The sequence below is a fragment of the Duganella sp. AC237 genome, assembly GCF_979254035.1.
In genome coordinates, this window is the sequence record NZ_CEEDEW010000003.1 from 3147454 (window position 1) to 3173994 (window position 26541).

21 protein-coding genes are annotated in these 26541 nt (G+C 55.0%); 11 read left to right on the plus strand and 10 right to left on the minus strand.

Annotation, left to right across the window (positions count from 1 at the left end):
• The first annotated feature begins 1 nt into the window (after position 1).
• From AC0IYS_RS14245 to AC0IYS_RS14265, 5 genes are read left to right on the plus strand one after another with little or no spacing between them, the layout of a single operon-like run.
• Positions 2–520 carry an RNA polymerase sigma factor gene (locus AC0IYS_RS14245; protein ID WP_056139892.1) on the plus strand — a complete coding sequence of 173 codons (519 nt, stop codon included), beginning with the start codon at positions 2–4 and terminating at the stop codon, positions 518–520.
• Entirely contained in the window at positions 517–1323 is an 807-nt protein-coding gene (locus AC0IYS_RS14250; protein WP_056139889.1) for an anti-sigma factor family protein, read from the plus strand. The genes AC0IYS_RS14245 and AC0IYS_RS14250 overlap by 4 nt, the downstream gene beginning before the upstream one ends.
• A complete protein-coding gene (locus AC0IYS_RS14255; RefSeq protein WP_082488630.1) occupies positions 1320–1760 on the plus strand; it encodes a DUF305 domain-containing protein in 441 nt (146 codons plus the stop codon). Before AC0IYS_RS14250 ends, AC0IYS_RS14255 begins: the two co-directional genes overlap by 4 nt.
• Positions 1747–3147, plus strand: coding sequence for a YncE family protein (locus tag AC0IYS_RS14260; protein ID WP_070245919.1), 1401 nt, complete (start codon positions 1747–1749; stop codon positions 3145–3147). The genes AC0IYS_RS14255 and AC0IYS_RS14260 overlap by 14 nt, the downstream gene beginning before the upstream one ends.
• A gap of 14 nt (positions 3148–3161) precedes the next feature.
• Positions 3162–3752 (plus strand): uracil-DNA glycosylase, encoded by a 591-nt coding sequence (locus tag AC0IYS_RS14265; protein ID WP_065306379.1) that lies wholly within the window; start codon positions 3162–3164, stop codon positions 3750–3752.
• Between the two features lie 10 nt (positions 3753–3762).
• Here AC0IYS_RS14265 and AC0IYS_RS14270 read toward each other — a convergent pair whose 3' ends face one another.
• Entirely contained in the window at positions 3763–4896 is a 1134-nt protein-coding gene (locus AC0IYS_RS14270) for a TDT family transporter (RefSeq protein WP_370660862.1), read from the minus strand.
• Positions 4897–5398: 502 nt separating this feature from the next.
• Between AC0IYS_RS14270 and AC0IYS_RS14275 the strand changes: the two genes are divergently transcribed.
• The 3 genes from AC0IYS_RS14275 to AC0IYS_RS14285 all read left to right on the plus strand — a co-directional run bounded on the left by AC0IYS_RS14275 (position 5399) and on the right by AC0IYS_RS14285 (position 9413).
• Positions 5399–6355, plus strand: coding sequence for a retron St85 family effector protein (locus tag AC0IYS_RS14275; RefSeq protein WP_471705757.1), 957 nt, complete (start codon positions 5399–5401; stop codon positions 6353–6355).
• Positions 6352–7275 (plus strand): retron St85 family RNA-directed DNA polymerase, encoded by a 924-nt coding sequence (locus AC0IYS_RS14280; RefSeq protein ID WP_471705758.1) that lies wholly within the window; start codon positions 6352–6354, stop codon positions 7273–7275. Before AC0IYS_RS14275 ends, AC0IYS_RS14280 begins: the two co-directional genes overlap by 4 nt.
• Positions 7276–7877: 602 nt before the next feature.
• Entirely contained in the window at positions 7878–9413 is a 1536-nt protein-coding gene (locus AC0IYS_RS14285; RefSeq protein ID WP_471705759.1) for a recombinase family protein, read from the plus strand.
• A gap of 91 nt (positions 9414–9504) precedes the next feature.
• Here AC0IYS_RS14285 and AC0IYS_RS14290 read toward each other — a convergent pair whose 3' ends face one another.
• The 9 genes from AC0IYS_RS14290 to AC0IYS_RS14330 form a co-directional block, all read right to left on the minus strand.
• The gene (locus AC0IYS_RS14290) at positions 9505–10152 is read right to left on the minus strand and encodes a hypothetical protein (protein ID WP_471705760.1); all 648 of its coding nucleotides are present in this window, start codon (positions 10150–10152) and stop codon (positions 9505–9507) included.
• A 132-nt stretch (positions 10153–10284) separates the two neighbouring features.
• Positions 10285–11067 carry an SOS response-associated peptidase family protein gene (locus tag AC0IYS_RS14295; protein WP_471705761.1) on the minus strand — a complete coding sequence of 261 codons (783 nt, stop codon included), beginning with the start codon at positions 11065–11067 and terminating at the stop codon, positions 10285–10287.
• 62 nt (positions 11068–11129) lie between these two features.
• Complete coding sequence (locus tag AC0IYS_RS14300; protein ID WP_471705762.1) at positions 11130–14270, minus strand: error-prone DNA polymerase; 3141 nt, start codon at positions 14268–14270, stop codon at positions 11130–11132.
• A gap of 12 nt (positions 14271–14282) precedes the next feature.
• Positions 14283–15755 (minus strand): Y-family DNA polymerase, encoded by a 1473-nt coding sequence (locus AC0IYS_RS14305; protein ID WP_471705763.1) that lies wholly within the window; start codon positions 15753–15755, stop codon positions 14283–14285.
• The gene (gene imuA, locus AC0IYS_RS14310; protein WP_471705764.1) at positions 15682–16428 is read right to left on the minus strand and encodes a translesion DNA synthesis-associated protein ImuA; all 747 of its coding nucleotides are present in this window, start codon (positions 16426–16428) and stop codon (positions 15682–15684) included. The genes AC0IYS_RS14305 and imuA overlap by 74 nt, the downstream gene beginning before the upstream one ends.
• A gap of 347 nt (positions 16429–16775) precedes the next feature.
• Entirely contained in the window at positions 16776–19097 is a 2322-nt protein-coding gene (locus tag AC0IYS_RS14315; protein ID WP_471705765.1) for a relaxase/mobilization nuclease domain-containing protein, read from the minus strand.
• Positions 19097–19492 carry a hypothetical protein gene (locus tag AC0IYS_RS14320; protein WP_471705766.1) on the minus strand — a complete coding sequence of 132 codons (396 nt, stop codon included), beginning with the start codon at positions 19490–19492 and terminating at the stop codon, positions 19097–19099. Before AC0IYS_RS14320 ends, AC0IYS_RS14315 begins: the two co-directional genes overlap by 1 nt.
• 1203 nt (positions 19493–20695) lie before the next feature.
• Positions 20696–21943: an AAA family ATPase gene (locus AC0IYS_RS14325; RefSeq protein WP_471705767.1), complete on the minus strand. Its 1248-nt coding sequence runs from the start codon at positions 21941–21943 to the stop codon at positions 20696–20698.
• A gap of 375 nt (positions 21944–22318) precedes the next feature.
• A complete protein-coding gene (locus tag AC0IYS_RS14330) occupies positions 22319–23431 on the minus strand; it encodes a hypothetical protein (protein ID WP_471705768.1) in 1113 nt (370 codons plus the stop codon).
• 203 nt (positions 23432–23634) lie between these two features.
• On the opposite strand from AC0IYS_RS14330, the gene AC0IYS_RS14335 reads away from it, so the two are divergent.
• The 3 genes from AC0IYS_RS14335 to AC0IYS_RS14345 all read left to right on the plus strand — a co-directional run bounded on the left by AC0IYS_RS14335 (position 23635) and on the right by AC0IYS_RS14345 (position 26227).
• Complete coding sequence (locus tag AC0IYS_RS14335; RefSeq protein WP_471705769.1) at positions 23635–23913, plus strand: IS66 family transposase; 279 nt, start codon at positions 23635–23637, stop codon at positions 23911–23913.
• Between the two features lie 162 nt (positions 23914–24075).
• The gene (locus AC0IYS_RS14340; protein WP_471705770.1) at positions 24076–24675 is read left to right on the plus strand and encodes a site-specific integrase; all 600 of its coding nucleotides are present in this window, start codon (positions 24076–24078) and stop codon (positions 24673–24675) included.
• A 499-nt stretch (positions 24676–25174) separates the two neighbouring features.
• Positions 25175–26227, plus strand: coding sequence for a hypothetical protein (locus AC0IYS_RS14345; protein ID WP_471705771.1), 1053 nt, complete (start codon positions 25175–25177; stop codon positions 26225–26227).
• Positions 26228–26541: the final 314 nt, after the last annotated feature.

A 26541-nucleotide genomic window follows, 5' to 3' on the forward strand; every position in this document is an offset into this window, starting at 1 on the left:
CATGAGCGTCCTGCCCCTTCTTCCCGGCGCGGAGTTGCTGGCGTGTGTCCCGCGGCTGCGGCGCTACGCGCGCGCGCTCGTGGGCGAGCGCGCCGCGGCCGATGACCTGGTGCAGGACACGCTCGAACGCGGCTGGGCCCAGCGCGCCGCGCTACAACCCGGCACGGACGCGCGCGCCTGGCTGTTTGCGATCATGCACAATATGCGTATCGATCAGATACGGCGCGGCGCACTGGTCACCGAGCCGCTCGACGATGATACGCCGATGCCGGCCCTGGCGGATCGCAGCACGGTCGGCATCCAGGTGCGCGAGATGGATGCCGCGCTGCGCCTGCTGAGCGAAGAACAGCGCGCGATCCTGCTGATGGTCGGGCTGGAAGACATGCGTTATGAAGAAGTGGCGTCGACGCTCGGCATCCCGGTCGGGACCGTCATGTCGCGGCTCGCGCGCGCCCGCGAAAAGCTGCGCAGCCTGATGGACGGCGGCGCCCGCGTGAACTCGTTGAAAGTCGTGAAATGAACCTGCCCGTGACTGAAGCCGATCTGCACGCGTACGTCGACGGCGTGCTGCCGGCAGCACGCGCTGCCGAGGTCGCCGCCTACCTGGCAGAGCGCCCCGAGGAAGCTGCGCGCGTGCGCGCCTACGCGGCCCAGAACGACGCCATGCATCGCCTGTTCGATCCGGTGCTGGGCGAACCGGTCCCGGCGCCCATGGCAGCGGCCACCACGCCGCAGCGCAACCGGCACTGGCAATGGCAGGCGCTGGCGGCGGGCCTGGCAATCGCGTTGGTGAGCGGTGGCGCCGGCTGGGGCTTGCGCGGCGCGGCAACTGGCCAGTCCCTGGCGCGTATGGAGCAGCAAGCGCCCGCGTATCAGCAGGCAGCGTGGTCCGGCCTGGCACACCAGGCCGCAATAGCCCATGCCGTGTACAGCCCGGATGTGCGCCGGCCAGTGGAAATTCGCGCCGACCAGGAAGACCAGTTGGTGACCTGGCTGTCGAAGCGCATGGGCAGCAAGATCCGTCCGCCGCATTTGGGCAAGCTGGGCTATGAACTGATCGGCGGGCGCCTGCTGCCCGGGGCCAGCGGGCCGGTAGCGCAATTCATGTACCACGACGGCGCTGGCCAGCGCCTGACGCTGTACGTGTCGACGGAGCAGGCGCGCAACAAGGACACCGGCTTTCGGTTCGCCAAAGAGGGCGACGTCAACGTGTTTTACTGGATCGACGGGAAGTTCGGCTATGCGCTGTCCGCAGCCGTCGACAAGGGCGAACTGGCACGGGTTGCCAGCGCCGTCTATGAACAACTGGAGGGACCGGTTTGAAATTTTCACTTTTTTTGGGCGCCATGCTCTGGTGCTGCACCGCCACAGTCTCGGCGCAGCATGCTGGCCACCATGGCGCGACTGCGCCGCCTGCCTCGTTTATCGCCAGTAGCGACAGGCCCTATGCGTCTCTCGCGGATGATGCCATGGCGATCATGGATGACGGCATGCGACGCGCGCCGACAACCGGGGACCCCGCGCATGACTTCATGAGCATGATGATTCCTCACCATCAAGGCGCGATCGATATGGCCAAGGCCATCCTGGTGCACAGTAACGACCGCGAACTGCGCAACCTGGCACAAGGCATCATCGTCGAACAACAGAACGAAATCAATGTAATGCGCGCCTGGTTGCAACGCTACCAGGCAGCCCACGGCGCAAGAGCCGATTCCACCAACGCAGACACCAGGAAAGACTCTCATGCAACTCACTGAATTGAATAAGCTCACCTTCGCCATGACGCTTGCGGTCGCTGCCATGGGTACTGCGCAGGCTGCGCCAGGCACACAGGACCGCGTCTATACAGCTGACCAGAACAGCAACACCGTTTCGGTGATCGATCCATCCACCAATCAGTTGCTGGGACAAATCCGGTTGGGTAATCAGCGGCCCGACATCCTGTCTCCTTTGTACAAGGGGCAAGTGAATGTTCATGGACTGGGTTTTTCGCCGGACCATAAAACCTTGATTGCGATATCGAATGGCTCCAATTCGGTGACCTTCATCGACACGGCCACCAATAAGGTCAAGGGCGTTACCTATATCGGGCGGTCGCCTCACGAAGGATTTTTCACCGCGGACGGTCGCGAAGTCTGGGTCGTGGTACGCGGCGAAGATTACGTCTCGGTCATCGATCCTGTCACCTTCAAGGAAAAACGCCGGATCCAGACAACAGGTGGTCCGGGCATGGTGATGTTCCATCCCGATGGCAAACTGGCGTTCGTGGTATCGAGCTTTAATCCTGTCGTCGATGTCATCGACATGAAAACATCCAAAGTGATCAAGCATATTTCTGTCACTAGCCCGTTCTCGCCGTTCTTGCAGTTCACGCCTGATTTCAAGGAAGTCTGGATGACGCACAAGGACGTTGGCAAGGTCACCCGCATCGACGTGGCGACGCTGACAGTCAAAGGCGTCATCGACACCGGTTTTATTACCAACCACCTGGCGTTCGGGAAGAACGCTGGCGGCGCAAGAGCCTACGTGACAGTGGGCGGAGAAAATGTCGTCAAGGTCTATTCCACCGGTGATCAGCCACAACTGATGGCGACGATACCGACCGGGGCCTTGCCGCATGGCGCATGGGCGTCGGACGACGGCAGCAAAGTGTACGTTGGTCTCGAAAACGGCGATGGTGTCGACGTGATCGACACCGCAAGCAACAAGGTCGTCGCGCATGTGGCGGCCGGCCAGGCGCCGCAAGCGCTTGTCTACGTGTCCCATGCCGTGCCCACCGGTGCTGGTACCAGCAACCTGGTGCCGCGTGTGAACGGCGAGTCGAGCAATATCGCTCTCAAGTCCCGCGGCGACGCCAAAGGATTCGTGGTCGTGCGCAGCCTGGGCGTGACCGATGCACTGGAAGTGTTCTTGTACAAACTGAAACCGGAGACTGTTTACAACGTCTACGCCGGTGGTCAGCGCGCGCCGGTGGGTCGCTTCAAGACTGACGGCAAAGGCATGGCGAACGGTACTGCCATTGGGCCCATGCGCGACGTGCGGCCGGGCCTGGCGCAGCAGCCGGCTGGCGCCAGCCGGATCCTGGTGATGGAGGGCGACACGCCAGCCGGAGCGGAGCAGGCAGCGCTGGCGAGCAGCGAGTGACGTCTGGCGTGCCGGTGGCTCCCTTGCTGGACGATGTAGCCGAACTGGCACGCCGCGTCGAACTGCTGTCTCTTCCCCATGTGGTCGCGCTCAACCAGTGGGTCGACACGCACGCAGCCGTCCGCGCGCTGCCGTACTTCGATCCGCTGGACGGCGGCGCCGATGCGTCCATTCTCATCTTGCTGGAAGCGCCGGCGCGCCATGCGATGCGCCCGCGCTTCGTCTCGCGCGACAATCCTGGTCCTGCGCAGCGCAATCTTCAACGTTTCCTGGCGCAAGCCGCCGTCGCGCGTGCGCGTACCGTGCTGTGGAATACCGTGCCCTGGCTGGCCGACGAGCAAGCTCCGCCGGCGCGCCTGGGTGTGGCGGCGGTACGCGCAGGCATCGCCATGCTAGGCGATGTGCTGGACCTCCTGCCATGCCTGCGGGTGGTCGTGCTGGCCGGACGCACGGCCCGCCAGGCCCACGCTGCCATCGAGGCCAGGCGGCCGGGCTTGATCGTACTGGAAATGCCTCATCCGAGTCCGCTATCTGTTTGTACGTCGCCAACTGTGGCCCCGCAAATCGTCGCGACACTGGCGCGCGCGGCGCAACTGGCGCGCTGAACGTTGGCCTTCAGGGCCGGTTCATCGACGCAATACAGGGAGAGACGAACAGGTTGCCACGGTAAGCGCCGAGCGCGGTGCGCCATGCGACAACCAGCCACAGGCTTGCCAGTACCACTACCAGCGCGCTGCCGAAGACCTCGAAGAACAGCGAATCGAGCACCTTCGCCAGACGCAGCGTGGTGACCGCGAATACGCCGAGCGGAAAGGTATAGCCCCACCAGCCCAGGTTGAATGGAACGGCTGCCCTGAAGTAGCGCAGCGTAATCAGGGTTGCCAGCATCATCCACCACAGGCCGAGTCCCCAAAGCAGCAGGCCGCTCACCACGCCCATCCCGTTGGCCACGTGGCCAACCTCGGCCAGGCCAAACGGCGCCAGCGTCGCCGGCGCGGCGGCGCCGAGCACCAGCATGCCGAGCGCGCCGGTGCCCACTGGCCCGAGCGCCAGCCAGCTTGATGCCGCCATGCTTTCGTGCGGCAGTTTGTGCAGGGCCATGCGTAATAACAGAATCGCGAGAATGCTGAGCGCCACTGGCACCGAGTATGCCCACAGCACGTAGCCGGTGATCAGGACTGTGAAGCGCGCGCCACCATCCTGCAGGTGCGGCACAAGCAGCCCGGCGCTCGCCGCTGCAACCTCGGCAGCGACGACCGGCAGCAGCCAGACCGCCGTCATTTGGTCGATGCTGTGCTGCTGGCGCGTGAACATCAGGTAAGGAATGAGGACGCCGCAAGCAAGTGCCATGGCCACATCGATCCACCACAAAGCTTCGGCCACCGCGACGGCGGCGGCGCCCCAGCGCGACACGCCAAAGCTGAGAAATCCATTGATAATTGTAGCTAAGCCCATGGGAATGGTACCGAAGAACATGGAGACGGTCGCATGGCCGAACACCTGTTTCGCTTCGTCGAAAAACATGACCCAGCGCGCGCTGTACAGCGCGGCAAACAATACGAACAGCGCAATGTTAAAAAGCCAAAGTCCCTCGGCCAGGCGGGCCATTCCCGGGAGCGCGCCTGGAAGTTGGGCGAGCGCGAGCGACAAGATGCCGGTGCCCATCGTTGCCGCAAATGTGACTTTCCGAAATAGATGCGACGTTTTGGAAATTACTGCGACGACAGGGCATGAAGTAGCGAAATCCACCGCTTCTTGCTGAGTTACACTGGCGACGACGAACTTCTGCTTTCGGCCAATAGCGGTCCTGCAACGATCTAAGCATTCTGCTTGTAGACGAAGTCATCAGTATTGTAGACATCCGAGACGCCTTGCATTTGGCAATGCCAATGTCTGTCGAGGTATTAAAGCCTGAAATGCCAACTTGAGGCGCATCTTAATTTGAAAAAATAGTTGCAATTTTTATCGTTATCGGTGTGCAATTAGGCACGATGTACAATTGCAACAGTATTTGCAAGAAGGCTTACTATGGTGTATCCTGAAAATCCTTACGCGTAGAACAACAAATGTTTGTTCTTGTCGGGCGCTTAGCCAGACACAAATTTATTGAGGAGATTTAGGTTGCGTTAAAGCCTCACCTAACGCTCCTTCGAAACCCCACCTCAGGAACGTTAGGCAAGTCTTTAACGCATCCTTTAGGTAAGGAACCCCTAACGGCCTCCCACGAGGCCGTTTTTTTTGAATATTATCCATGAAGAAGTTTGAAGACAAGCTAATCACGGAGTTCGAAAATTTCGAAACCAGTAGATTTGGCGTAAACTATATGCCACCAAAAGTATTTTTGTGCGGGGGCGAAGTCGATGTAAAGTCAGCTATTCCCAAGAGTTTACGTGACCGCCTTATCGGTTATTTCGCTGAACAGGAAGAGGAAATTTCCAAGTCCTGCATACAAGCTGAAAATTTCAAAGACTATTTTCGAGAAGGTGCGTATCAAGATCTTTTGGAATTTGAAAGTGATATTGCCAATATTGCCACTTTGATTATTGTTTGCCTTGAAAGTCCTGGTTCGATGGTGGAGCTAGGTATGTTTTGTATGGATCCAGTAATAATTCGGAAGCTACTCGTTGTTGCGCCTTCCGAACAGACTCAAGATGAAGATTCCTTTATTTTTCTAGGACCGTTGAAATATATAAAGCGACTAGACAAAGGTTCTGTTCTAACTTATCCGTGGCCCGAAAAGAATGTTGCAAAATACGAGCATCTACCTATGCTGGTGACCGACATCAAAAATCGACTTCGAGATATGCAAAAAAGTCAAAAATTCCAGGTGCAGAATTCCTCACACATTGCTTTTTTGATACATGACGTCGTCATGCTGACCAGTCCAATAACATTAGACGAAATCGAATATGCGCTACTAGCATTGCGTTTGACTGTTGATGTAAAAACAATAACTCGTCTCTTGTACCTTCTAGAAAAAATTGGTCTAGTGGCACATACTTTGTATGGGAATGTTATTTATTATTTTGATCCACCTGGCAGCACAAGGCGTCTGAAGTTTGGCTTGGATATAAAAGGCCGAATACGAGATAGTCAAAGTATCTCATTAGCGTTTCGCGGGGTTTATATTGCCAACGATGATGATTTGTCCAAACGTCGCTATCTGGCGGCTCAGCACGTGAAAAAAATTAGAGAACAGATGAAATGAATTTTCTTTCCTCAGTTGCTGACAGGTTGTTAATGACCGAAGATGAATTATTAAAATTCTCGTTGACGATGCCAAGAAGATATAAAACTTATTATATCTTGAAACGCAACGGCATTGATGTGCGATTGATCGCTCACCCATCTAGAGAGTCCAAATTAATTCAACGCGTCGTGGTTGAGGAACTGCGCCCAATATTTCCCATTAGTAAGTGCGCCGCAGCCTACGAGAAGGGAACCAGCATACGGTTAAATGCCCTTCGACACGTTAATAGTCGATACATGTTAAAAATGGATTGCAAAAATTTCTTTCCAAGCATAACCCCGGATTTGCTTTTTTTTGCTGCTGAAAATACCGGAATTGCAATTTCGGAAATCGATAAATTGTTTCTTGAAAACGTGCTCTTCTATAAATCAACTAGAAGGGCAAAATTGCGTATGAGTATTGGTGCGCCGAGTTCTCCTTTCATTTCTAATTTTGTGATGAAAAACTTCGATGACGCGATAGAGAGCGCGTGTTTCGACCAAGGTATAACTTATACACGTTACGCAGATGACATGACTTTCACAACTAACAAAAAACAGATTTTATTCGACATACCAAATATCGTAAAAGATCTTTTAAGTGTTCACTGCAATAAAAAAATAAGAATTAATTCTGAAAAAACGGTATTTTCATCCAAGCGGTTTAACAGACACGTTACTGGGATCGTTCTTACTAATAGCAACGAATTATCAATTGGACGCACGAGAAAAAGGGAAATATTTTCCCTTATGAATTCTTGCAAGTATAATAAACTGGATGGCGATCAAAGACAAAGGCTAAAAGGTCTTATAAATTTTGCGCAGAGTATTGAGGCTAATTTTATATCAAGGTTAAAGGCAAAATATGGCGACTGGTATGTTGATGATGCAATGAGATGATATACAAGATTTCGCTCGGGAATTCTTGCTGAGGTCGTTTATCTGACCATTTAAATGGCTGCTTTGGGGCGAAAACTGCCTCTACACGTTTCTAAGGAAAACCGCCGTTGTGGCAAACTTCATTGTTGCTAATGATTACTTCGAAAGATTTGATTAGCGTCTGGAGTGGCAAGCTGAGAGGGTATGGCCCAACAACAGCTGCACCGCTTGCAAATTTTTTGTGCGCCGGCAGCGCGTTCGGTTCATACCTACGAATAGGCGCTCTGCAATGTGATCTTCTATTCTTGAGAAATTGGACAGGCTGGAACCGATCCAGCAGCTCATCTTGCTTTAAACTTGTACCGGATTGCTTTAGATTAATCAAAATTCTGATCTAGATCAAACGTGGACTCTGAGCAAGCGCTAGTCTGGATGCATGCACTCGATCGAGATCCGTCTCTGTCTCGCAGCGAGACAACTGGCACAAACCCACGGCACTTACTATGCCGCGTCGTTTCTGTGCGAGCAGGCCATTCCGCTCCACTTGGCCAGAATATTTTTGACCTATTCCGAAGAAGCCCTATCCTGTAGTCATGTAGCTCTGTTAGGCGAGGACGAAAAAAATGGGGTCAACCGTAAAGAAACCTCTTGCTAGCCCTTGTGAGCGCACGCAAGCTGTTGCCTATGTCCGAATGTCGACGGACAAACAGGTGTACTCAACTGCAAACCAGCTTGATCGAATCCACGACTACGCCCAAGCTCAAGCTCTCGATATAGTTCGAGTCTATGAAGACGCTGGAAAGAGCGGCTTGACGATTAACGGCCGACCTGGCTTGAGCAAGCTGATGAGGGACGTGCAAAGCGGCCCCGACTTCAGCACAATACTTGTGTTCGACGTGAGCCGCTGGGGCCGCTTTCAGGACATTGATGAGAGCGCTTATTACGAGCACCACTGCCGAAGAAACGGCGTGACTGTGACCTACTGCGCTGAGCTTTTTGAAAACGACGGCTCACCGTTTAGCTCAATCATGAAGATGCTCAAGCGGGCAGCAGCGGCCGAGTTTAGTCGTGAACTCTCAGCGAAAGTGTTTGCGGGTCAATGCCGACTCATTCGCATGGGTTACAAAACCGGGGGCGGGGCGATCTATGGTCTGCGCCGGCTCCTCTTGAGCAGCGATGGCGTTCCCGTAGGCTTGCTCGAACATGGCGAATGGAAAGCTATACATAACCAACGCGTGATTCTGGCGCCTGGCCCAGAGCACGAAATCGCTGTCGTGAATTTGATCTTCAAGTGGTATGCCGAGGACGGGATTGGAGACCGGCGAATCGCTCGGCTTCTGAATTCTCAGAACGAGCCTTCTAATTATCCCGGCGGGTGGACGCCGGACATTATCAGATCCATGCTCAAGAATGAAAAGTACATAGGCAACTTAATATTCAACAAGGCTTCGTTCAAGCTCCGACATACCGCCGTTCGAAACCCGGTCGAGGAATGGGTCCGATGTGACGGCGCTTTCCCCGGCATTGTTCCTTTGGCCCTTTTTCGCTCGGCCCAACTCGAGCGATCTGCGCGACACAGGCGCTACACCAAGGCAGAACTCGCGACTATTCTTGCTCGAATCTTCGAACGGCATGGCCGCATCTCAAGCTCTCTCATAGATCAGGATGAGAATGCGCCGACGGCTCGACTGATCGCTCGGCGCTTCGGGACATTGTCGAACGCTTACGAACACGCACGGGTACCTCATGCGTTGAGCAACGACTGGTTGATCGTCCGCAGAGGAACGTATTCGATCAAGAACGCGCTACAGGAAGAAACAGAGTCCTTGATTAAATTGGCGGGTGGCACTTGCGAACGGCAGGCCATTCCATATCGCCTCCGATTGAACGGAGTGTTCACCGTCGCTATCCGTACCATCAATTGTAGGCATGAGCGCGAGTACGACTACTATCGATGGCGAACTGAGACGCCGAATGCGCTTGGAGTGGACTTCGTGGTGGCAGCTCAGCTAGACCGTACAAACACGAAGATCGTAAGATACTTTCTATTCAGCGCACTAGACTTCGAAGGCAAGCACATCGCATTCACCGAAATGACTGTCGTTGGCTTCGCCAAGCACGCCAAAAAACGATTATCTGAGTTCTTCGGATTAGTGTGATCGCGGTGTTGACTGGTCGAATGGTGGCGTGGCGACGGGTTTTGTATTCAATTACAACGTAGTGTTTAGGGGGATCGGTAGGCTCTATTGCTCATGCAAGGTATGTTCCCAACTCATGTTGCGCTGCGCGTAGGACCGCCTCTTCATCATCAAGAACCGACATAGGTGGAAGCGCCTTCCAAGCTTCAGGAGTGTGAGAAGACAACCAGTCGTTCGGAAATGCAAACCAGCTTGCAATGGCCCAATCGTCCTCAGATCCAAGCAGCTGCAGAATTTTTTCGATCACCTGACGCGGGCTATACACATCGTTAAATTGGAACTTTGCAAGGAGCTCAACGCCGCCGCTTTCGACTGCAAAAATTTTCCGTTCTTTGATCCAATCGTCGATGAGCTCGGTGCGTTCGCCTTGATGGCGCTTCAGTCGAGTCAGATCCGCACGAGTAAACCAAATCGGCATAGCGAGTAATTTCCTGATTGTACGTTCACGCCCTTCTCGGAGTTGGTCCTCACTCGAGCAGCTTTCATACTTTCGCAGGCGCGAAAAAATGGCTACCTTTTGACCACTGGTTGGAGCACTGGTAACGTCAGTGTGCCAATCTACTGTTTGTAGATCACTTGCGCAAACGCCGTTTATCCACAGTAACCCGGCTAGTGCCTCGGCGTCAGAATTCTTTAGCTCACGCCCATCCTCAAGAAGTGCTACGAGCTCTTGATTTACCAAACGTACGGTTGCCCTCATCAGTCTTTCTCCAATCTCGCTACAGCGGTTACATATGCGTAGACTATCACCCGTCGTTTTCGCGTGTCGACAAGTAAATCGTGGACAACGGTAGCGCTTTGACCCTGATCGACGAGCGTATTGACTTGGCAACTAAAACAGATCTGGTTGCCTGACATCCGTTTGAGCGGACTGCGCTCCTTTTGCTACCTCCGCTTTCGCCTGAGGTTTGGGGGCAGGGTGGGCCTGTAGTTGATCAGCGGGGTACAGCTGGACGAGTGCTCTCGAAAATTCCGGATTCGTCGACGCGAGCCAGTCATCGTAGTCCTCGGGGCGCAAAATGGCAACGCCACGTTTTTCTTTGTCGGAGTGGAACCGACACAACAGCGGATGTTCGTCCGCGTTGAGTGTGAAGTGGGTGAACGTATGTTGGACGCTGCCATCGTTTTCCTCCCATGTGCGCCACATACCGGGCAATGCGAACGGCTCGCCGCTAGCCAGTTCTATAGCCCATCTTTCATGTTTCCCGGTTTCCCAGTTAGGCTCATACACTGCAGTCGCGGGCACGATGCACAGCTGTTGTTGTAGCCAAAAGCGCTTGTAATTTATCTTGCCGGTGACTTCCTCAAAACGCGCATTCATGGTATCCATCGGGATGCGCGGCGGCGCAGGCGGTTCTTTCCCTTGCGCCTTTGCCTTGTCTACCGCGCGGAGGTACTTGCCTTGTTCTTCCTCGTTGAGCCTCTTGAACGGACGATGGTTTTGAGGCACGAAGCCATATGTGCCGACCAAGCCTTTTCGTCTGCCTTGGTCATCGTGGACGATAAACGGGGCACTGTGGTCGCGGTAAATTTCATCCCGCCAGTCATCGCCAGCTTCTATCGGCGTACGGAACCAATCGAAGGCCAGTTGGCGGCTGACGGTGATGTAGTTCACGCACATACGATTTCCTTGGGTTGGTTGGTTCGAAGCGCTAGTTTACTCTGGGTTTGGTTCCGTTAGTGGAAGTTGCGGCTACGCGTGTCGAGCTCTCCCAGCAGGTGCGACAGGTCAACCAGCCGCTTCGCCACCAGGTGCCGCACGTTGTTCGCGCACTGCCATTGTCCATAGACGCCCAGCAGGCGTGCGCTCATCACTTCGCGACGTTGCTGCTCCAGCAGGCTCGGCCAGACGATGACGTTGACGTTGCCCGTCTCGTCTTCGATGGTCAGGAAGACGACGCCCTTGGCCGTCTCGGGACGCTGTCGCACCGTCACGAGGCCGCAGCCGCGCGCCAGCCTTGCGTCGTCATACAGGTTCAGCACTTCAGCAGTCATGAAGCGCATGGCATGCAATCGTTCCCGCAGTAGTGTCAGCGGATGGCGGCCCAGCGTCAGACCCATATGGCGAAAGTCCGCCACCAGTTCCTGGCCCTCGGAGGGCGCCTCGAGTATCAGTTCCTCCTCGACGATATGCGCCTGCCGCAGCAGATCCTTGTCAGGCGTGCTGCCAGCCGCGTTCCACATCGCCTGGCGGCGGTTGCCGCTGATCTCAGCCAAGGCGTTGGCGCTCGCCAGTAACTTGAGCTGCGCGGCGTCGATATTTGCCCGTACGCCAAGGTCGTGCAGCCCGCTGAACGGGCGCACGGCGCGGGCTTCCTCAATACGCCACGCCGCGTCGCGCTCCATGCCACGGATGATGTTAAGCCCGAGACGTACCGCCGGCTGCGCGCCCGAAGACGGTTCCAGCGTCGCCTCCCACTGGCTAATGTTAATGTCCAGGCCCCGGACCTCGACGCCATGCCGCACCGCGTCCTGCACCAGCTGGGAAGGGCTGTAAAACCCCATCGGCTGGCTATTGAGCAGCGCGGCAAGGAAGGCGGCCGGCTCATGGCATTTCATCCAGCTAGACGCATAGGCGAGCAGGGCGAAGCTGGCTGCGTGCGATTCGGGGAAACCGTATTCCGCGAATCCGCGTATCTGTCCGATGATGCCGATGGCGAAATCATCGCTGTAGCCACGGGCGGCCATGCCCAGTTTGAGTTTGTCCTCGAATTGTTCCAAGCCGCCTTTGCGCTTCCAGGCCGCCATTGCGCGGCGCAGCTGGTCCGCTTCGCCGGCGGTGAAGCCAGCGGCCACCATCGCGATCTGCATGACCTGCTCCTGAAAAATCGGGATGCCAAGCGTTCGCGATAACACCGCCTCCATGTCTGGACTGGGGTAGCTAACCGGATCGGCGCCTTCCCGTCGGCGCAGGTACGGATGGATCATTCCGCCCTGGATCGGGCCCGGACGGATGATCGCCACCTCGATCACCAGGTCGTAGAACACCCGAGGTTTGAGACGGGGCAGCATCGACATCTGCGCCCGGCTCTCGATCTGGAACACGCCGACGGTGTCGGCACGGCAGATCATGTCGTAGGTCGCCGTATCTTCCTTCGGGATGTCCGCCAGTTCGAAGCGTTCGCCCCGCTGTTCTGAGACCAGATCCAGCGTGCGCCGCATGGCGCTCAGCATGCCCAGCGCCAGGATATCGATTTTGAGCAGACCCACCGCGTCCAGGTCGTCCTTGTCCCACTGGACGATCGTGCGGTCTTCCATGCTGGCGTTTTCCACCGGGACGAGGCGCGACAGCTTGCTGTGCGAGATGACGAAGCCGCCGGGGTGCTGCGACATGTGGCGCGGGAAGCGCATCATGTGCTCGGACAGGAAGGCCCACTTGTGCCCGACGTCGGAATCGGGATCAAGACCGCAGCTGTGCATACGCTCGGCCAGCTCGGCGCGTCCGCCCCAGCCATGACTGGCCTTGGCCACCTTGTCGACAATCGACAGGTCGACGCCAAGCGCGGTGCCGACGTCGCGCAGCACGCTCTTGGGCCGGTAACTGATAACCACGGCGGTCAATGCCGCGCGAGTGCGGCCGTATTTGCGGTAGATGTACTGGATGACTTCCTCGCGCCGCTGGTGCTCGAAATCGACATCGATGTCGGGCGGCTCGTTGCGCTCTTTCGAGATGAATCGTTCGAAGAGAAGCGTGCCGCGCGAGGGATCGACTTCGGTCACGCCAAGGCAGTAGCACACAGCGCTGTTGGCGGCGGACCCGCGCCCCTGGCAGAGGATCTTGTTGGCGCGCGCGAAGCGGACGATGTCGTACACCGTCAGGAAGTAGCTTTCGTAGGACATCTCGGCGATCAGTTCCAGCTCCTTTTCGATCACTTCCTGCACCTTGGCCGGAATGCCGGCGGGATAGCGCCAGTGGGCGCCGAGGTAGGCTTCGTGGCGAAGGTAGTCCGAAGGCGTCATTCCCTCCGGGACGATCTCCACCGGGTATTCGTAACGCAGCTCGTCCAGCGAAAAGGTGCACAGGTCAGCCACGCGCACCGTTTCATCGAGCGCCGCGCGCGAGTACAGATTGCCAAGTCTGACGCGCGAGCGCAGGTGCTGCTCCGCGTTCGAGGCGAGCCGGTAGCCGCAGCGCGCCACTGGAATGCCGTGGCGTATGGCGGTCATCGTGTCCTGCAGCGGTTTGGCCGAGCGTATGTGCATGACCACATCGCCCGTCGCCACCACCGGCAAGCCGAATTGCGCGGCGACAGAGTTGACAGCGTTGCGATGCTGTTCATCGCGCGAGCGGAAGTGCAGCGTCAATGCGATACGCGCTCGACCGGCCGCACACTGCAGTAGCCACGCCGCCTGCCGCTCCAGTACATCGAGGGCCACGCCGTAGCGCGGCAGCAGGATCAGCTGACAATCGGGTAGGCCGCGCAGCGCTACCAAGTCGGCGGGCGGGGCAGCGATGTCACGCGGACGAACCAGATACTCGCCTTTCTTCGCCCGCCTGCGCGCGACGGTGATCAACTCGCACAAATTGCCGTAACCGTTTTTGTTCATCGCGAGGATCAGCAACGTGAAGGCCGGAGTGCCGTCTTCGGGCGTGACCAGCATCTGGCTGCCGACGATCAATTTTAAGCCCGCTTCCTTGGCCGCCACATGCGCTTTGACGACGCCGGCCACCGTGCATTCGTCAGCGATCGCCAGCGCGTGATAACCGAGGCTAGTGGCGCGCTGCACCAGCTGCTCCGGCGCAGAGGAGCCATGCAGGAACGTATAGTGGCTGACGCATTGCAGCTCGGCGTACGATGGGAGGAGGGAAGCGTTCATGACAGCCGGAGGTCAGGCGTAAAGCCCGTGCAGAAACCAACGCGCGTTCTGCGTGCGTTCCAGGTAAATCCAATAACAGGTCGCGTCCCTGCCCTGTGCGACGTAGTAGTCGCGCGCCACGGTTTGATCGTCCCACCAACCGGCCTCCAGGCGCTCTGGCCCACGTATCAACTTGAGTGGGCTACCGTAGAACGGGCGCTCCTGCCGCATCAGCAGCGGTATCGGTTTGGGCAGCACGAGCGAAGGTCGTTCGAGCGGTTCCTCGTCCTCCGCTGATTTCCGGACATTGGCCGTGGCGGGCCCCCAAGTGTTGCACTGTTCCGGACGATGATCCGGAGAGATAACCGGTGCGAGCACGTTTTCGGGTCCGAGTCTGGCCGACAGCAGTTCAAGCAGTCGTGCGAAGTCGGCGGGAGAGCCGCCCGGCTCCGGGAACAGTTGATCCGTCGGCACCTGCATTGGCTGGAGCTGTCCAGCTTCAAGCCGCAATCCGATAACCGGCGCGGTCAACTCGATCTTCGCCAGGCGCTCCTTCAATAGTCGCAGCAGGTGCGGCTCTTTCCATGCCGGTTCGGCCAAGGTGATATCGAGCGGCGTCGGCGCCACCGCAGCGCGGCCACGTTCGTGCTCCATCAGCAACCTGAAGCTACCCACCGCGAGCTGTCGCGCGTTCAGCCATCCGGTCAGTTGCAGGATCAAGGTCGTCGCGCCATGTATCAGCGCCTCTGCATGCTCGATGCGGTCGAACGTTTCGACATGCGCGGAGAAATGCTCGGGCACCGCCATCCATCGTTGCATCTCTTCAAGATCACCGTAGGCGTGATCGAGCACACGTATAAGCTGGTTGCTCGTTCGCCGCAGCAGGCCGGTACGCGGAAGCCGTCGCAGGGCGCCTAAGTCGACCGCGCCGATACCGTCGAACCAGCCGAGGAAGGGCTGGGCCGCTGGCATGATCCCGCACGGTAGACGATCCAGGCGGGGCGCCATCGTCGCTAGTTGCAAGCAACGCCGGTGAGGCGGCCTGCGCTGATGTGGCGCGTGCGCGAGCAGCCATGCGCCTTGTGCCGTCGGCGCCGCGCCGAGGGATGCGGTGAAGCCGAGCCGTCGTATGCTGCTGCGGACCAGATGGCACAGCGCCAGCGGCCCGCCGAACAGGCGCAGGCTTGGTCCCACATCGAGCAGCACGGTGAAGTTTTCCGTGAATGCCACGTCGGGAGTGAACTGCAACATCGCCAGGGCGATGGCGTCCAGCGCGCGCGCCTCTTTCTCGGGCTCGCGGTCGAGCATGATGGTGCCGGGTGCGATCGTCGCCACGCCGCCGCAGCGCATGCCGGAGCGCACGCCAGCTTGCATCGCTTGCTCCGAGGCGACCAGCACCTGTTCACTATCCATCACAGCGTAAGGCCCCGGTTCAGACCAGGACGGGCGCAGCGTTTCGAGCGGTAACAACGGCAGGTAAAAACTTAACAGCAGGGGCGTTTTCATGATGCAGGGGATGATGGCCGGCAGGCATATCGGGAAGCGGTATAAACAGGGTTTTGTCGGACGCCGGGCCACGGCGCTTTAAGACGTCGACGGCGACGCCGCCCAACGCCGGCCGCAGACCGAGCCGCAACGGGGCAGGGGAGGCTTCGCTGGCGCACGCCATCGGCCGCATCAGCCAGAACCAGATCTCCGAACCTTGCGCAGCGAGATTCAAGCGGCGCAGGGATTCCGACCGGATCTGGTTCTGCCAGAAGACGACGCCGCCGCAACTTCCGTTTTTAAGGATCTGCTCCGTGGTCCATAATGCGTCCCCCGTGTTGGAGGAGCGTATCCATAGCAATCGGCTGGTGTCGATGCCCCATGTCTTAAACGCTTGTGCGTGCGGGATGTAGGGCGGTTGCACGAGCGCGATACGCTGTTTTCTTGCAAGATTGGCCAGCAACGGTTTTAGTAGCTGCAGCTCGCCTATGCCTGATTGTTGCAGCATGAGCTCCACCAACGACGATCTTGGCCAGCCACGGTTGGGCAATTCCAAGTCGAGTTCCGAGTGCCCTGTAGGGGCCGTCGCAGCGCGGGATACCGCCAGCTCGCTCGCCCGCCAGACGTCGGCGAACAAAGCCGGATCCGTAGCGTTGGGTATGGCGTGCTGCTGTTGGAGAGTGGCGCAAAGCATGGTTAGATCGAGCCGTTGTCAACTTAATACTGTATGAATGTACAGTGTAATTCGGAAAATGAGATTTCGCAAGTGCGCTCGCATTGATCCGTTGCCGGCGTCAACTAAAGAGAATTGCGCGGGGCGGCAAACGTCGTGCTGTCCGATAGCAACGGATCGAACCGCCACCTCCTTTGCAGTGGTCCAAGGCGCTCGAGACCGGAGTCCACCGAAGTGGACTACTCGACGTCCACGCTGCAGTGGCTGCAGCGCATGCCGCATTGCCCAGCCATACGCACCGATAGCGCTGATGCGCATCGTAGATCCTTGTAGCCAGACTCTTCCAGGCGGAATCACTCGCGCATTTATTACTTAGGCCGCCTACCTTGCACCGTTGAATTGGCACGCGGGGAGTCATCAAAAGTAGATTGATCGCTAATTGCCATCTCGTCCTCGCTTAGCACTTTCGAGCGAGTTCTCATTAATCCTTGGGCCAGTTCTGGTTTGCTTGACGCGAGATTCATCGCGATGACCTGCTGTTCCCGCTGCCCATCGATACCATATCTTTTCCACTTCTTGTTCGCCAGCCTGAACGCAGCCTCAATTGCGGGCATGCCTGCGGCAGCGTTTACAACCATGCGCGCGCCTTCATCTCTAACGTATTCGATGCCATTTCGTTCATAAATGGCGTCACCATTCTCCTTGACGGTCACCGTGAGCCTAAGGGCCGCAGCAAGTGTAACCCCCACTGCTACCTCGTCCATGTTACCTATGAGATACAGAGAGTCGCCATGTATAGGACGTGCGGCCGAGTGCTTGCGAAGTTCTTCCAAGTGGGTCGGCGCAGCGATAGCATTTTTGTGCAGAAAGGATAAGTATAGGGACCAATTAGAGAGCCGGATATTAAAGCCGTCAGCATCCTCCATGACCTTCTTTGATGAAGTGGTCTGTGGGCGCCGTTCTAGATAGCCAACATCGATCAGATTCAGCAACAATTTACGGACGTAATCGGGCATCTTGATCTGGAACATTGTAAAACGATCAAAACTCCGTTGTAACGCCGCGTCGACATAAGCCCCCTTTGTCGTCTGTTTTAATTTCGTTATGAATTGCACATATTCTGCATTCAGGCTGATCTTTGTTTGCCCAAGTTCAGCACGAAATTGCCTCCAAATGGTGTTGTCTGGATTGCCACAACTAGGATTGAGGTTTGCGAAGTGCGTTTTTTGCTTTGCACAGATATGTTTCATGTAGGCAAATGCCTCCGGAAAACTCATCCGCATTTGACGAGTAAGAAAATCAACTACTCGTAAATTATGCTTGCCGCATCGGATTCTCTGCCCTTCAATTGGCGGTTCGTGAGGTAGTTCGTCCCCACGGATCTTGTATTTTTTTCGGACGAGCCCGCGAGAAAAACTCAGATCCGCCAACATAAAAGCGATATCAATTTCGTCATTCCAAATCTTGACGAATTCTTTTGCTTCAAGCGCATTTTTGCTGTTCAGTGCGGTTTCGTCTCGCACTAGCTGAGCAATAAGTGTGTCATTGCGGCGCCCAGTACGAGAAGATGGCTCCGGTTGAACCAGAATGTGCAACCTCCGAGTTTCCTTTAGTTCTACCAACGGTGGCAGATCTGGTTCTTCTCGAGGTAAAGCGTCAAGCTTTCGATAGTACTCTAATTCCATATTTTTCAGGAATTCTATTTTTTCATTTTTTTCTAACATCTTATAGGCGGTGGGAACATTTTTATCGATATATTTTATCTGCTTGCTCCGAAGGTGATGCCATTCGATCAGAGTTTTTTCTATTTCTTCCGGGACGGACTGCGGGTCTCCAAGCGATAGAAATCGTTCATCTTCCTCAGAGCATAAGAATTGCTTCTTTTGTGTGCCTGTCAATTTAAGGAATTCTTTCGAAAAAACAAAGTGGCGGAGATGAGCAAATTTCTGTTCCCCAACCGGTTTGACGGCCTCATATTCATTATCTTTGCCTCTGTTGACTGTCTTGCTTTCCCCAAATGTTAGTAGCACCTCGCGTAGAGCTTCGATCGAGGATACACCATCGTTGATGATTTTATCGAGAATCGACTGCTTTAAAGCTACATTGTTACCGGCGAATACATCATCTTTGTCCTTTTCGTAGATCGTGGATCTCATATCGAAATTTGGCCGGCGGCTTTGAGACGGGGAAACTGAGCCGGTTATCATGCTTACTCCCTCTTGGATGGCGTTGTGAAATCGCTCGTGATGCATATAAACGCCACCCCAAGGATTCAGAGACTTCCCCGTTCTCAAGTTCACGTTTGGAACTACGATATGAATGTGAGGCTTGTTGTACTTCAAGTCCCCGCTTTCAGTCAATAGACTATTTCGTTTGGGCATATGGGCCTCGGCATATAAATAATATTCATCCGACCTGAAAGCGCGAAAAATGTTTTTTTCGTAATAATCGACTGCTTTTCGCATCATGGCCGGGGTTATGTCGTCCTCCTTGAAACTAATCGTTATATGTGTATATTTTTTACGCTGAGAACTAATGGCATTAATTATGTTGTCTAAAAGATCGATATCACCTTTCAATGGTATTCGCTCATCTAGCTCGTCTCTTCCCTGCGTTCGTCCGGATTTTATTCCGCTTTTTAAATAGACCACTATTCCTTCGTAATTTCCTCGTACTCTAATAAATGCCATCAATGTTCTCCTAAAGTGAAAAGCTGAAGATTTTGTAGCAGGGCAAGGATCACCCGATATATCTCAGGTTCATCATGGCCGCACCTGTCGGAAAAAATGTAGTCCGCTATCTCATCCAAACGCCGGGAAATCAGAACGAGAATTTCTAAACGGTATAATTCTTCGGGGCTTTGTTCGCGTGCAAGCACCCTCGTCTTTATAATGGTTTCCGCTGCCTTGACCTTTCTTTCAAGATCGTTAGCTGATGGGTGCTTAGATGAAAGCAACTCCGCTTCAACACCTAGGAGTTTTGCCCGGAAATATTGCGAGGCGTCCATATTGTGCATCAGCGCAATAGCATGAAAGCGCGAATACTGCTCTTGTGTAAGTCGAATGTTGAGTTGTCTTGTTTTCATGTTTTGAGGTGCGTTAGCACCGGCAGTTATAAAGGCGAAGCCTTTGCAAGCACTGTATAGCAGGACGGAGTTCTGCTATACAGTTGGCGTGCCTGAGGTTGTGAAATTTTACTTTTTTGGATAGTCGCTATACACGTAATTTATTTTACCTCTTAGAAGTGCGATGATTTTCCAAATGCGCCTGTGAAACCTGTTTTTCGTTCTTAATGAGCAAATCTTTATTAAAGAATTGAAGTTTGGGAAATCTTTTGCCTATTTGGCAAAACGAAAAAAGCTGGAATAGCAATGTGAATCGAGGTGTGTCTGTACCTGAGCGGTTCTTACCGGGAAAAGAGAGCCTCCTGAGTGCCTCGAGGATGACTCCGGGATGACTCCGCGGTGCCTCCAGGATGCCTCAGGAGTGCCTCAAGGATGCCTCGAGGATGCCTCAAGGATGCCTCAAGGATGCCTCGAGGATGCCTCGAGGACGCCTCAAGGATGCCTCGAGGACGCCTCAAGGATGCCTCGAGGACGCCTCAAGGATGCCTCGATGGCGCCTCAAGGACGCCTCAAGGATGCCTCAAGGGTGCCTCGGGAGTGCATCGAGAATGCCTCCTGAGCGCCTCCAGAGCGCGACCAGCGCCTCGAGAGTGCTTCGGGAAAACCCGAATCGCCGATGACACGGCTGGACCTATAGACTGTCCTGAAATCAAGCGTCTAACGATTGGACTGCATACGGTTGGGAGGACGCTGCCGAGGGCCATCAGGCTAGGCTGCTAACCGAGATCGCTAGGCGATATGCTCGTTAGCCCTAGGGTGGCCGATCGGATACATACGCTGCTGCTGACAACCTCGTTAGAGGGTTGGCGAATTCAACACCTGTATGAGGAAGCGTAATTGGCAACCCAGACCGTCGGTTGGGCTTGTGTGGACAAAAATCCTGTCGATGGCAAAAAGGGTCGCGAGCGACCAAGCGTGGAGGGACCGAAATTTTTCTGGTCCATGCGGTTGTTCGAGAACTATCTGGGCTCGCTTTGATTGTTAGTCAGGGAGAGCTAATTCCGCTGCATATTGATGGAGGAGATGAGGGCAGGTGCAATTGGCATTTGGGGGACGGCCCGAACGCACCTGCGCAAGCACATCAAATATTTTTCTTGCAAGAATCAGGAGCCCTAGAGCTCGTGGTAAACCGCGCGGCTAATTCGAAGGGGGGGGGCTATTGACCTATAAGAACCCGATGATATTCTGATCTTCTTTCAGAACCCCGACGTCATTTGGCGATACGACCTCTCGCTGCGCAAGTAGGGCGCGCCCGATGGCCTCGAAACAGCGCTGACGCATCGATCGAGCTGAAGCCAGCTTGGAAAGTGACGTGATGCTCAGAGCATGGAAAATCAGATCTGGATCCCCAATCTCTTCCAAAACGTCATTAACGACACTTTTCGCGATCGCTTCAGCCTGGTCAGATGTAATCGTGATTTTAAATTCCCGGAATCGGCTATAGAGCGGAGCTGATAAAGGACTAGAACTGTTGGCTGTCGCGATGTAAGTGCATGCAGACAGATCCAGCGGGATGTCGATGAAGGAATCGCTGAACTGGCGCGAGGATTGAGGTTCCAATAGTGAGTATAGAGGGGCAGTAGGGTCGTACTGCATGTTGGCGGACGCCTGTGCAGCTTTATCGACCTCGTCCAAGATGATGAGTACATTGCCGTATGATTTACCGCTGCCGATGTCGCCTCGAGCCATAAACGCGAAAAGTTTGCCTGGTCGAGCGTTTGAAAAGAATGACGAGGTTCCTATCAGTTCGCTGTTGTTCTGACTTGAAGCCATGTCGATCTTGAGCACTGATGTGCCGATCACACGCGCCAAAGCATTGCTGAAGGCGGTCTTGCCTACGCCGGGATGCCCCGTAAGCAAAATTGGAGTTAGACGTAACACTCGATCGCCAGACCGCATGGCGATCATGGCAGCTCCAGCGACGTATTCGATTACCTCACAAAATTGCGGAAACTTGGAGCGTAAAAGGTGAAGTTGTTCGAGAAAGTCGTGGCTCAGTTGGGCGAGTTCGCGACGATTGCCTAACCTGAGCAGGTCATTAACTGCAATAGCGGCGCGATTGCTGACTTCTGACTCGCTATATACAAATGTGTCGACAAATGCTAGGACATCTTCTTTACGGTATAAAAGCAGGCTTGGAACAGTGGACGATTCTGCCTCAGCCCAGTCTTCCGACAGACGTTCGGCAATCTGTTGCTCCGCCGTGAATTTCTTCTGATTTTCCTCTGGCTGTGATGGTGCCTGAACTGAAACTGATTTGTAGGGCGCCCAATCAGGAAGCCCACCTTGGATCACAGGGGCGTCGCACGACTGTGGGCGGGCCCCGCACAGCTGAGTGGAAGATTGTTGCGTCACGCTAAAGTGCAAAAATTCAAGCTGCTCTTGGGTCGTTGCTGATGCTGATTTCAACATGCTATTGGTTTCCACTATGTAAGTGGTAGACAATCATAGCGAGATTTCTTTCTGATACAAGTTCTTTGTTAAGTTTATCTTCCGGTAGACACCTAAATCTCTTGAATTTTTTCTCTCCTTCTGGTAGGTCTTGCCAGCGCAGCATTTGGAGATGGGTGAGGTTAGACCTGCCTCATTACATGTTTTATTTGTATCACTCAGTGAACTATTCTCCTCGTCAGAAAAATCGCAAAAATCTCGTTAGCTTATTTATTAGATGTAAAAATTATCTCTTTCTTTCTTTTTCGCTTACTACCTTAAACTCTTTATATAGCAAAAAGCTGCGGAACCCCGCATTATTTGGTAGGGGCAATTTTCCGAAAAAAAGAAATGACGTTAATGCATTATCAGATCGCCATCAAGCGCGCACTCAATTATGTTGCTCCAATTGCTACATAGGTGACGCAGCTCGGCTGAAATTTCAATCAGATCTTCATTCTTTGGAACGTGGGTAGGCTCAATAGTCGTTCTGACAACATTAATCGTTCCCCTGATAGTTGCAAATTCAACATTTTCGGGTGTGAAAGTAGGGCGAAGTGTGATGCCGTCTTGATTGTTCAGATGCTCTGACAGGTCTTGGACTAATTTTTTAAGGGATGACACACCTAATGGTTCAGGAGTACCGGCCAAGTCAGAATCTAGAATATAAGACAATTCATGGCTATCTTCGATACGGTTTCTGATCGATTTCTTTGTCAATCTCGACACCGAAGTTAAACTATAGGCAAGGCCAGCCTTCGTTAAGTTTTCGATCGCCAGAGTGATTCGCGGTAAGATTTGATCGCTCTGACAGGTGTTGCCAAATGCTCTTTGAACCGCGTCGGGATCGAACTGCATTCCTTCTCTGGTTGCGGCGAGTACACGTAGCTCGCGCTTATCCGGCGTTGTAATTGACCGGGCCTTTCCTTTTGGATAAAGAGTCTCCCAATGCCACCAAACCAAATTTTGCCTCGCCTTGCCATCTTGATGTTGCTTATAAAGCGCGACGAGCACCAGTAATGCATCAAGGCGTGCTTGATCGGTTGAAATCTTGCTCCAAGGATCTGTGTAGATGTTTGCCATCAGTTGACCTAGAGAACCTCCTTGCTTTCCCCCAGCCAAGCTGTCTACAAGCAAGTTCGGCAGGTAGATCCTACCGCCCGTCTCCGGTAGGGCACGAAACGGATGAACGTCATCTTTGCGTTTGCCTTCTTTGAAAAATTTATTCTCCAGCAACCAATCGATTGCTTTCACGGCGCGAGAGTGGGGCAACTTCATGTGTTTCTTGATAGCGTTGCGACCCCATCCGGTATTCTTTTTTCCGCCCTGGCCCCGACGTAGTGCAATCATTGAAAGTATGCAGTCTGCGTTGCCTGACTTCTCTGCGATCGCGTGGATTTCCTCAAGCGAAACGTAGAAATAAGATCCTGTTGGTATGTTTTTTAACATGTGACTAATGATGCTATGCATCTACTCGTTCTCTATAGTAATATACTAACAGCGTTTACAACCTCCCCAGTAGGCTACGGATGCGTTTTGGGTAAGTTTCATGCAAACTGGGCTTCATTAGTGCGAAAGGCTGCGAAGTCACCATAGGGATAGCGGCCTGCAAATATCTCGGCCATTTGCTGCGTTAGCAAATCGAGCAGATCGCCGATCGCCGGGGCTTGCCGGTGGAGCGCTGCACCCTGGCCGAGTGGATCGGACGCATCGGTGTTGCGGTGCAGCCGCTGGCCGACTGGTTCGTTGAAGTGATGCGACAACGGGCGTGCCTGCAACTCGATGAGACACCGGTGCGCCAGCTCGCTGCGGGCAGCGGGAAAGCCAAGCACGTCTGTGGGCCTTCCGCTCCGGCGTGCATGACGACTCCCCCCCAACTGTTGTTCGGCGACAAGAAGAGCCGGCGGGCGCTAACGCGCGCGCCTTCCGGCACAGCTGGTGCGGCTATCTGATAAAAAAGCACTGACATTATTGCTTAAGAATTCCAGCTCGACGCCGGAGCGCACACTGGCTTTTCCGAGGACGCGAGGAAATATGCGGTGGTACACTGAAAAAATAGCCTGACCGATTCTCACTCTGAATGAAATCACTTCACTCCTATTCAGAGGACCACCATGCCGCAAGCCGCAGTCCTAAAAACGGGCCAGTATCGGCACCTTCTCCGCGTCACCAGAGCCACCAGCCGCGATCCGGAGCGCGATATTCTTGTCCTAATGCTGGGCATCCACACAGGGATGCGTGTGTCCGAAATCGCTCAGATCGAGGTCGGCGACGTGATGTTTCCGTCCGGGGCGATCCGGTCAGAGGTATCGCTCTGGGCAAGCATCACGAAGGGGCTGCGGCAGCGCTGCATCTATCCGACAAACTGCGACCTGGTTGCTGCGATAGATAACTACCTCGCGCTGCGCGTCTCGCGGCGCTGGCGTATGAGCGATGATCCGAAGCGATATTGTGGTCTGCGGCTAGATAGCGCGCTGGTGCTCACCTTCAAGGACTATCGCTACTCCATGAACACCAAGCTCCGAATCAATGAGGCTGGCGAGCAGGTCGATTACGCGGCCTGCGATGCCCTGCAAGCGCACGTGACGAAGTTGTACCGGGGTGCCGGGATCAAGGGCGGTACTTCGCACAGTGGTCGGCGCATTATGGCGTCTAGGCTTTTAGCCAACGGCGTCGAGCTGAGCACCGTGCACTTGATGATGGGGCACGCATAATTGGACCACGTCGAACCGTGCCTGGAGTTATCTCCCGCGCAAATTCGTCGAGCATTCGCCGAGGTGTTGTGATATTTGGAGAGATTCAATACGCCATAAATGATATAAAATACTTATTTCCTTGGTGAAATATCTTATTGGCAAGGCACTAACCAGCTTAGAAAATTTCGCCGGCGCATGCGCCGCGTATCCCGGCCGACTGGCGGTTTGCCGCTTTCGTAGGGTCGGGGCCTTCGTCGCTGTGGCGCCGGTAATTACCGTATAAACGGTTTATAAGGAAAATCATGACCATCGTTACCTTGCCGTTTCTGGCTCGGCCGCTCCCGCGTGGGCACACCCAAGACGCACGAGCGGCGGGGACTCGTTGCTTGACCTTCCTTTCGCAGCTGGCCATGCCGCGACCGAGTCCGACATGAGAGGGGGCATCGAATGGTTCGAACGCAAAAGCGGCCTGGCATGTAGTGGCGTGGTCACACACTGCTACCGCAACGGCGATTGTATGTACATCATTCATACCTGTGAAGGCTATGGAGTCGGTGAACTGGCGATCGCTTTGAAAAGCGGACCGCAGCATGTCACTTGTAACTATTTGTCCGATTACGGGCCATCCGAACCGCTGGTCGGAGGCACGTTATCCTGGCAACCGCATGGCGCAGTCTTCACGGGCACCTGGTTCGACATCAATTTTGAAGTCGAAGCGTCCGATGTTGTTGTGACGATCGAGGGATGTGACCTGACCGTTTCAGTGCCCGCTCCGCTGCCGCCGGTGCGGCTGATCGGTGAGCAGGTCGGCGAGGTCGACATGATTGCCAAGCAGTTGGGCGGACGCCTCTGGACTTCGTGGAAAACTTGCGCCGAGCCTCCCCAACAGCCTGGAGTGTATGGACTCCGGTGGCTCGCTGACGAAGCGCGCGCATCTCAGGTATTTTATGCCCTCTGGGATGGAGCCGGCTGGTATGGGGCGAAAGAGACGATTGCCGATCTGCGCCAAGTGCACCTCGCCTGGAAGCTCATTGATGAAGATGTCTCGCGACAGTGGAGGGGATTGACGAAGAAAGCCAGCAGCACCGTGGCGTCCCGCCTCGAACGTCTTCAGCGCATACACTGCGAGCGCGAGATCCCAGGTTTGATCACAGGCGCCGAGCAGGCGCGCAGTACCCTCGCGCTCTGCTGGCGCGATGCGCAGGCAATCTATCTAAGCTTGCGGGAGGCCGCGTCGGTGGCGCACCTGTTCGACGCTAGTTCACGCCGCATACTGCACGCTTTAGACTTCGGCACGCTGGCAAAGGATTTCGCACACGACCCGAGCCTGGCTTTTCCGATTGCACCATCCCGACCGTCAGAGGAATTGCACCGGTATTTGACACGTGTTCAAGTTGTGTGCAACGAGCAGATCGGGCCCTGGCGCGATTATTGGAAGGAGCATCTCAAGCTGCTCGATGAAGCCGGCGACAGCGGCTCTTCCGTGGTCGACTGGGGCGCATGGTTAAATCGGTTTCATAGCGGTACCTGGCGCCGGCTGCCTGGCAGCTACGGCACGGGAAAAGCCTAGCGCCTTCAAGAAAGGCACCACGATAGCAGAGCTCGAGGCCCACTCGGCGAAGATCTCCGAGGAAAACTATGGGAGACCGCCCGCCTATGTCGTCGGTCTCATTCTTCATCGGCTTTTTGGTCATGCTGGGATGGGATGGGATGGGATGGGATGGGCCACTTGCTATGTACCTTGGCCTCTCGAACGGCTCGATGGCTGAGTTTGGTTTCGGTCTAGCGGTCACAGTGTTTTTCTGGAGCGCGTTCGGATGGTGGTCCCTGGTGGACACCATAAAAATGGTCTCACAAAACTTGGAAATAGTTCGAGGAAAATGC

What these genes read in the sequence shown, in the direction of transcription:
- imuA (WP_471705764.1), bottom strand. Translation starts at nt 16,428, where the DNA reads ATGCTTTGCGCCACTCTCCAACAGCAGCACGCCATACCCAACGCTACG.
- AC0IYS_RS14340 (WP_471705770.1), top strand. Translation starts at nt 24,076, where the DNA reads ATGCCGCAAGCCGCAGTCCTAAAAACGGGCCAGTATCGGCACCTTCTC.
- AC0IYS_RS14325 (WP_471705767.1), bottom strand. Translation starts at nt 21,943, where the DNA reads ATGTTGAAATCAGCATCAGCAACGACCCAAGAGCAGCTTGAATTTTTG.
- AC0IYS_RS14260 (WP_070245919.1), top strand. Translation starts at nt 1,747, where the DNA reads ATGCAACTCACTGAATTGAATAAGCTCACCTTCGCCATGACGCTTGCG.
- AC0IYS_RS14305 (WP_471705763.1), bottom strand. Translation starts at nt 15,755, where the DNA reads ATGAAAACGCCCCTGCTGTTAAGTTTTTACCTGCCGTTGTTACCGCTC.
- AC0IYS_RS14285 (WP_471705759.1), top strand. Translation starts at nt 7,878, where the DNA reads ATGGGGTCAACCGTAAAGAAACCTCTTGCTAGCCCTTGTGAGCGCACG.
- AC0IYS_RS14250 (WP_056139889.1), top strand. Translation starts at nt 517, where the DNA reads ATGAACCTGCCCGTGACTGAAGCCGATCTGCACGCGTACGTCGACGGC.
- AC0IYS_RS14300 (WP_471705762.1), bottom strand. Translation starts at nt 14,270, where the DNA reads ATGAACGCTTCCCTCCTCCCATCGTACGCCGAGCTGCAATGCGTCAGC.
- AC0IYS_RS14280 (WP_471705758.1), top strand. Translation starts at nt 6,352, where the DNA reads ATGAATTTTCTTTCCTCAGTTGCTGACAGGTTGTTAATGACCGAAGAT.
- AC0IYS_RS14320 (WP_471705766.1), bottom strand. Translation starts at nt 19,492, where the DNA reads ATGAAAACAAGACAACTCAACATTCGACTTACACAAGAGCAGTATTCG.
- AC0IYS_RS14330 (WP_471705768.1), bottom strand. Translation starts at nt 23,431, where the DNA reads ATGCATAGCATCATTAGTCACATGTTAAAAAACATACCAACAGGATCT.
- AC0IYS_RS14345 (WP_471705771.1), top strand. Translation starts at nt 25,175, where the DNA reads ATGTACATCATTCATACCTGTGAAGGCTATGGAGTCGGTGAACTGGCG.
- AC0IYS_RS14290 (WP_471705760.1), bottom strand. Translation starts at nt 10,152, where the DNA reads ATGAGGGCAACCGTACGTTTGGTAAATCAAGAGCTCGTAGCACTTCTT.
- AC0IYS_RS14245 (WP_056139892.1), top strand. Translation starts at nt 2, where the DNA reads ATGAGCGTCCTGCCCCTTCTTCCCGGCGCGGAGTTGCTGGCGTGTGTC.
- AC0IYS_RS14275 (WP_471705757.1), top strand. Translation starts at nt 5,399, where the DNA reads ATGAAGAAGTTTGAAGACAAGCTAATCACGGAGTTCGAAAATTTCGAA.
- AC0IYS_RS14315 (WP_471705765.1), bottom strand. Translation starts at nt 19,097, where the DNA reads ATGGCATTTATTAGAGTACGAGGAAATTACGAAGGAATAGTGGTCTAT.